General features: G+C 69.6%; 6 protein-coding genes and 2 pseudogenes. 5 read left to right on the top strand and 3 right to left on the bottom strand.

What is annotated here, in order from left to right:
• Positions 1 to 115: 115 nt before the first annotated feature.
• A complete protein-coding gene (locus VNM44_RS15410) occupies positions 116 to 568 on the bottom strand; it encodes a hypothetical protein (protein WP_325626870.1) in 453 nt (150 codons plus the stop codon).
• Positions 569 to 1118: 550 nt separating this feature from the next.
• Here VNM44_RS15410 and VNM44_RS15415 point away from each other — a divergent pair.
• A pseudogene (locus tag VNM44_RS15415) lies at positions 1119 to 1211 on the top strand (D-aminoacyl-tRNA deacylase); the annotation flags it as partial.
• Between the two features lie 63 nt (positions 1212 to 1274).
• Positions 1275 to 1739 (top strand): GNAT family N-acetyltransferase, encoded by a 465-nt coding sequence (locus VNM44_RS15420; protein ID WP_325626874.1) that lies wholly within the window; start codon positions 1275 to 1277, stop codon positions 1737 to 1739.
• Positions 1740 to 1858: 119 nt separating this feature from the next.
• Here the strand turns inward: VNM44_RS15420 and dtd are convergent, their stop codons facing one another.
• Entirely contained in the window at positions 1859 to 2308 is a 450-nt protein-coding gene (gene dtd, locus VNM44_RS15425) for a D-aminoacyl-tRNA deacylase (protein ID WP_325626877.1), read from the bottom strand.
• Between the two features lie 37 nt (positions 2309 to 2345).
• Here dtd and VNM44_RS15430 point away from each other — a divergent pair, with 37 nt between their 5' ends.
• From VNM44_RS15430 to VNM44_RS15440, 3 genes are read left to right on the top strand one after another with little or no spacing between them, the layout of a single operon-like run.
• Positions 2346 to 4181 carry a glycoside hydrolase family 15 protein gene (locus tag VNM44_RS15430; protein WP_325626879.1) on the top strand — a complete coding sequence of 612 codons (1836 nt, stop codon included), beginning with the start codon at positions 2346 to 2348 and terminating at the stop codon, positions 4179 to 4181.
• 15 nt (positions 4182 to 4196) lie between these two features.
• Positions 4197 to 4994, top strand: a complete 798-nt coding sequence (locus VNM44_RS15435) for a GNAT family N-acetyltransferase (RefSeq protein WP_325626881.1) — start codon at positions 4197 to 4199, stop codon at positions 4992 to 4994.
• On the top strand, positions 4994 to 5458 hold the full coding sequence (locus VNM44_RS15440; RefSeq protein WP_325626883.1) for an NUDIX hydrolase: 465 nt from the start codon (positions 4994 to 4996) through the stop codon (positions 5456 to 5458). Before VNM44_RS15435 ends, VNM44_RS15440 begins: the two co-directional genes overlap by 1 nt.
• On the opposite strand, the pseudogene VNM44_RS15445 reads toward VNM44_RS15440, so the two are convergent.
• Positions 5418 to 6225, bottom strand: a pseudogene (locus VNM44_RS15445) (error-prone DNA polymerase); the annotation flags it as partial. The gene VNM44_RS15440 and the pseudogene VNM44_RS15445 sit on opposite strands and share 41 nt — an antisense overlap.

Below are 6225 nucleotides of genomic sequence, written 5' to 3' on the forward strand. Positions count from 1 at the left end.
GCATCGCGCGGAAGCAGGCTGGGCTCCGTCGCTCGACGGTGTTGAGGCGGGAGGGGGAGGAAGCAGTTTGGGAGAAGCGGCTTACGTTTCGTGCCTCACCTTGGGAGCGTGCCTGTCACAGCGTGAACGTCTGGTCGAACACGGTTACGCCGCCCTGGACAACGGTGATCCTGACGCTCGTGAAGGCGATGTCCGTGATTGTGGCCGTCCAGTTGCCGTTCGGGCAACCCGCGTCCTGGGCTGAGATTGGCCCTGGCCCCGAGGTGGTCACGCTGAAGGTAACCGTCCCGTTCTTGATGGCGTCAGCCGAGATCGGCTGCGATCCGCCGACTGTGACCTGCGCGGGATTCTGGCCTGGTGCCTGAGTCCCCCCCTTGTTCGTGCAGGTCGCAGCTGGCGTTCCGGTTGCGGTCGCGTTCACCGTGAGGTCAGCGTTTCCTAGACCGGATAGTTTGCCGGTCGCGGTCAACGTGAGCCCGTTGTCGGTGAACGAGACGTTGTGGATGTTGACGGCTGCGCTGGCTACGGCGGCCGTCATGCCGACCACCACCGCAACCGCGAGTCCCACGAGCAATCGTCGTGAGTGCCTCATCCTGTGTCACCACCCTTCGGCGCCCGCCCATCTCCCCCCGAGCGCCTTTCCTGCTTCATCCCCACCCCCAGAGCCTTTGCCGCTGAAGAAAGGCTCTGCTCCACGATAGAACTTAGTGACGATTCATTCAAGGTGTCCCCCGGCCGGCCAGCTCAATCGACAACGGACGTCCCAAGTCGAGCTCAGTCGCCGCGGCTCGGGAACGGCTGCGAGGGCGGTATGGCCTTGTCCAGTCGATGCCAGCGAATGAAGCCGCACGTATCGCAGGAGTACGCCAGGGCTTCGAGGCCTCCTTCGAGGGCTTGAAGCAGTGAGTGGCCATCGAGAAGCACCCAGGTCGCGTGACCACACATCGGGCACTTCCGTTCCCTATCGACGACCACCGTGCCCACGGTCGCAATGTAGACGCAGCACACACGTCCGTTCTCATCTGACGCCGAGCACCTGCCCGATGCCGGGCGGTCGGATGACCGGGCGCCCGACCGGCTTGCTGGGTACGCGACTGGCTGTCGTGAGCGCGTGGTGCGAAGGCGTCCACGTTGAGACCGGCGTCTTCGGCGCGAGGATGGAGGTCGCGCTCGTCGACTACGGCCCCGTGACGCTGAGCCTCGAGCTCTAGCCCTGGCTCTCTCGCACGTCGCCGCGAACACGTTCGGAAGGCCGCAGATGTCAGGATCGGCGCATGGAAGTGGAGCTGCGCCCGGTCACAGACGCGGACGTCGAGGTGTTCTACGAGCACCAGCTCGACCCAGAGGCGCGGCGCGTGGCCGTGTTCCCGCTACGTGACCACGACACGTTCACGACTCACTGGCGCGAGCGGATCCTGGCGGACGAGGCAAATTACGCTTGGACGATCGCCGCCGACGGCGAGGTCGCCGGTCACATGCTCTGCTTCGAACGCGACGGCAAGCGCGAGGTGGGCTACTGGCTCGGGCGCGCCTACTGGGGACGGGGCATCGCGACGGCCGCGCTCGCGGCGCTGCTGCGCGAGGTGACCGAGCGGCCGCTCTATGCGTGCGTGGTACGGAGCAACGTCGGCTCGCTCCGCGTACTCGAGAAGTGCGGCTTCACGACGATTGGGTCGGAGCGGCACCTGGACGAGCGGATGGGCGAGGAGATCGAGGAGGCGCTTCTCGAACTTCGGTAACGCCGAGTAACGCCGAGGAATCGTCTTCGCCGACGCGGGCGTAATCGAGACGGCGCGGCACTCCACCCTCCAGCTTCGCTCGCGCTGCCGGAGCGTGCCGCATTCCCCCACACTCCGGCTTACGGCTCGACGTCGAGCACGATCGTCACGGGCCCGTCGTTCACGATCTCGACCTCCATGTACGCGCCGAAGGAGCCCGTCGCGACCGGGACGCCCAGCGCGCGCAGCTCTTCGCAGAAGCGCTCATAGAGCGGCTCGGCTTGCTCCTTGGGCGCAGCCTGCGAGAAGTCGGGCCTAGTTCCCTTCTGACGTCTGGCATCGGCGAGGAGCGTGAACTGGCTGACGACGAGCGCTTCGCCCCCGATGTCGAGGATCGAACGGTCGAAGCGCCCTTCCTCGTTCTCGAAAATGCGCAGCCGCGCGATCTTCGCCGCCAGCCGTGCGGCCGTTTCGGACGTGTCTTCGTGCCTGACACCGACGAGCACGAGCAGCCCCCGACCGCATGCACCGACCGTCTCGCCCTCGACGCGCACCGATGCGCTCGACACCCGCTGGACGACGGCCCGCATGCGGCGATTCTGAGCCTGCGCGCGATAGCGTGCAGGCATGGCCGCGCGGATCGAGGACTACGGCCTCATCGGCGACCTGCAGACGGCCGCGCTCGTCTCACGTCACGGCTGCATCGACTGGCTCTGCTTCCCACGCTTCGACTCGGGCGCCTGCTTCGCCGCACTGCTCGGCGACGAGGAGAACGGCCGCTGGGAGCTCTCTCCCGACGCGCCGGTCACCCGCGCGACCCGACGCTACCGGGAAGACACGCTCGTCCTCGAGACCGAGCTCGAGACGGCCGACGGCGTCGTGAGGTTGATCGACTTCATGCCCCCGCGCGGGGAGGCACCCGATGTGGTCCGGATCGTCGAGGGCGTGAGCGGCACCGTCGCCATGAGGATGAGCCTCAGCATCCGGTTCGACTACGGCTGGACGATCCCCTGGGTCCGCCGTCGTGAGGACGGCATCCTCGCCATCGCCGGCCCCGACGCCCTCTTCCTCGCAACCCCGGTCGAGCTCGTGGGCCGGAACTTCCACACCGTCGCCGAGTTCGACGTGAGCGAAGGCGACCGCGTCCCGTTCGTGCTGACGTGGTATCCGTCGCATCATCCGCCGCCGGACCGGGTCGACGCCGAGCAGGCGCTCGGAGAGACCGAGTCGTTCTGGCGGGAATGGGTGACGGACTGCGTGCACGTCGGACGCTTCCGCGAGCCGCTCGTGCGCTCGCTGATCACGCTCAAGGCGCTGACGTACGCGCCGACCGGCGGGATCGTCGCCGCGGCCACGACCTCACTCCCCGAGGCGCTCGGCGGAGTGCGGAACTGGGACTACCGCTATTGCTGGCTTCGCGACGCGACGCTCACCCTCCTCGCGCTCGTCCGCGCCGGTTACGAGGACGAGGCGCGGGCGTGGCGCGACTGGCTGCTGCGGGCGATCGCCGGCCTGCCCGACCAACTCCAGATCATGTACGGGCTGGCCGGCGAGCGGCGCCTGCCCGAGATCGAGCTCGAGTGGCTCGACGGCTACGAGGGATCGCGGCCCGTGCGGGTCGGCAACGCAGCGTCCAAGCAGCTCCAGCTCGACGTCTACGGCGAGGTTGCCGACGCGCTGTACCACGCGCGCGTCGCCGGGCTCGCGGCCTCGTCGGAGGCCTGGAACCTCAGCAGGAAGCTGCTCGAGTGGCTCGAGAACGGCTGGCGCGAGCCGGACGAGGGAATCTGGGAGGTACGCGGCCCGCGCCGTCACTTCACCCACTCGAAGGTGATGGCCTGGGTGGCGTTCGACCGCGCGGTGCGGAGCGTCGAGCAGTTCGACCGCGAGGGGCCCACCGACCGCTGGAAGGCGATCCGCGACGAGATCCACGAGGAGGTGTGCCGTGAGGGCTTCGACACGGAGCTCGGCGCGTTCACGCAGTCGTACGGCTTGCAGCGGCTCGACGCCAGCGCGCTGATGATGCCGCTCGTCGGGTTTCTCCCTGTGGACGACGATCGCATCGCCGGCACGGTCGCCGCGATCGAGCGGGAGCTCGTCCGTGACGGGTTGGTCGAGCGCTATCGCGCCGACGACGAGAACGTGGAGGTCGACGGGTTGCCGCCGGGTGAGGGGACGTTCCTGCCGTGCTCGTTCTGGCTGGCGCAGGTCTACGCGCTCCAGGGGCGACTCCAGGAGGCGGAAGCCCTCTTCGAGCGCCTTCTCGGCCTGCGGAACGATCTGGGTCTGCTCTCGGAGGAGTACGACGTGGCGGCCGGCCGTCTCGTCGGGAACTTCCCCCAGGCCTTCACGCACCTCGCGCTCGTGGACGCGGCGCTCACCCTCGACGAGGGATGGTGCCGCCGGGCCGGCGTGCCTCCGGTCGAGGAGCCGCGTCCCGGAACCGCCGACATGACGGGCTGACCCGCTCCGCTTCGCGTGGCAATCGTCGAGCTTCGTGATCGAGATGCGATCGCGGCGTTCTGCCGTCGACGGCCGGCCGCCCACGCCTACGAGCTGGGCGATCTCGACGACTTCTTCTGGCCGCACACGCGCTGGCTGGGCCTGGAGCGCGACGGGCACCTCGAGCAGCTCGTGCTCCTCTACGACGAGCCCGACCCGCCGGTGCTGCTCGCAATCGCAGAGAAGCCCGACGCCGGCATGCGCGAGCTCCTCCAGGGCCTCGTCGCCGAGCTTCCCCACCGTTTGTATGCGCACCTCTCCCCCGGTCTCGTCGAGGTGCTCGCGCCGCATCTGGTCCCGGCGAGCCCGCCGGCCGCGCATCTCAAGCTCGGCCTGGTCGACCCGTCTCGCCTCGAGCCGCACGATACGGCCGGGGCCACGCTCCTCTCCTCCGCGGACCTCGCAGAGGTCGAGCGGTTCTACGCCAACGCCTATCCCGGCTCGTGGTTTCAGGCCCGCATGCTCGAGACCGGCCGGTACGTCGGTATCCGGCGCGACGGCAGGCTCGGGTGCGTTGCGGGCGTGCACGTCTGGTCGCCGGCGTGGCGCGTCGCGGCGCTCGGCAACGTCGCGACCTTGCCGGAGCTCCGCGGCTCCGGCCTGGCGACCGCGGCCTGCGCGCGCCTGTGTCGCGTCCTCCAGAGCGACGGAATCGACGTGATCTCGCTCAACGTCCGAGCCGACAACGCGGCCGCGATCCGCGCGTACGAGAAGCTCGGCTTCGCGCAAGCGACGGAGTACGTCGAGGTCTCGCTCGTCCGGCCCGGAGGCTGATGGAGCGCCACGACAGCGACGTTCGAGTCGGTGCCTATGCCGTGCTCGTCGACGACCGCCAGCGGATCCTGCTCGCTCTCTGGAACGAGGGCCCGACGCCCGCCTGGACAGTTCCCGGCGGCGGTGTGGAGGAGGGAGAGACGCCCGAAGAGGCCGCGGTGCGCGAGGTGCGCGAGGAGACCGGCTACGACGTCGAGCTCGTGCGGTTGCTCGGCGAGGACAGGTTCACGGTCGCCGCCCGCGACCGGCTCGACGGGTCCGGCCGCGCGCTCGAGGGGATTCGCGTCGTGTTCGAGGCCCGGATCGTCGGCGGCGAGCTGACGGACGAGGTCGGGGGCACGACCGACAAGGCTGCGTGGATCCCGATCGCCGACGTTCCAGGTCTCGACCGGGTCGACCTCGTCGACGCTGCGCTGCGCCTCCTCAGCGGTGACCGAAGTGGTGCGCGCGAGGGAGGGCTGTGACGAGGTCGGGGGTCGCGGCAACGCGGCGGGCAAGCGCGGAGAGGCTCTCGAGCTCGCGGACGAGGATGTTCCGGTTCCGCTCGACCCGCTCGTAGCGGCCGCGGACGAGGACGATCGGCTCGCCCCTGACGATCCCGCGGTGCCGCTCGTAGACCTCTTTCGGGACGATGAGATTTACCTGGCCGTGCTCGTCCTCGAGCAACATGAACACGATCCCGTTCGCGGTCGCCGGGCGCTGCCGCGCGATGGCCAGGCCCGCGTACGCGACCGACGACCCGTGCCGCGACTCGTGGAGCTCGGGGCTCGAGAGCGTCCCGGGCGGGAGATGCGGGCGGAGCAGCGCGAGCGGATGCGTCCCGACCGAGAGGCCCGTCTCGCGGTAGTCGGCGAGCATCCGCTCCCAGCGGGTGAGATCGGGCAGGGCAGGCGTCTCCGCGGTCGGGTCGAGCGAGAGCGTCAGCTGCTTCGCCTCGCCGCGCGTCCCCTCGACGGAGCGCGGCCTGGTCGCGAGCCCGAGCTCCCAGAGGAGGTCGCGCCGCCTCGGGCCGAAACAGTCGCAGGCCCCGCCCCGGACGAGCGCTTCGAGCGCCTCGCGGGAGATCGTGGCGCGGCGGGCGAGGTCGCCGACGTCGCGGTAGGGCCCGTTTGCTTCCCGTTCCGCCTCCAGTGTCTCCGCGTCCTCCTTGCCGACGGAGGAGACGTACGCGAGGCCCACCCGGACGGCGTGGGACAACGCGGGGGACGCACAGGGCATGGCTTTCCAGGGC

The organism is Gaiella sp., assembly GCF_035558935.1.
Taxonomy (GTDB): Bacteria; Actinomycetota; Thermoleophilia; order Gaiellales; family Gaiellaceae; genus Gaiella.

What these genes read in the sequence shown, in the direction of transcription:
- VNM44_RS15420 (WP_325626874.1), top strand. Translation starts at nt 1,275, where the DNA reads ATGGAAGTGGAGCTGCGCCCGGTCACAGACGCGGACGTCGAGGTGTTC.
- dtd (WP_325626877.1), bottom strand. Translation starts at nt 2,308, where the DNA reads ATGCGGGCCGTCGTCCAGCGGGTGTCGAGCGCATCGGTGCGCGTCGAG.
- VNM44_RS15430 (WP_325626879.1), top strand. Translation starts at nt 2,346, where the DNA reads ATGGCCGCGCGGATCGAGGACTACGGCCTCATCGGCGACCTGCAGACG.
- VNM44_RS15440 (WP_325626883.1), top strand. Translation starts at nt 4,994, where the DNA reads ATGGAGCGCCACGACAGCGACGTTCGAGTCGGTGCCTATGCCGTGCTC.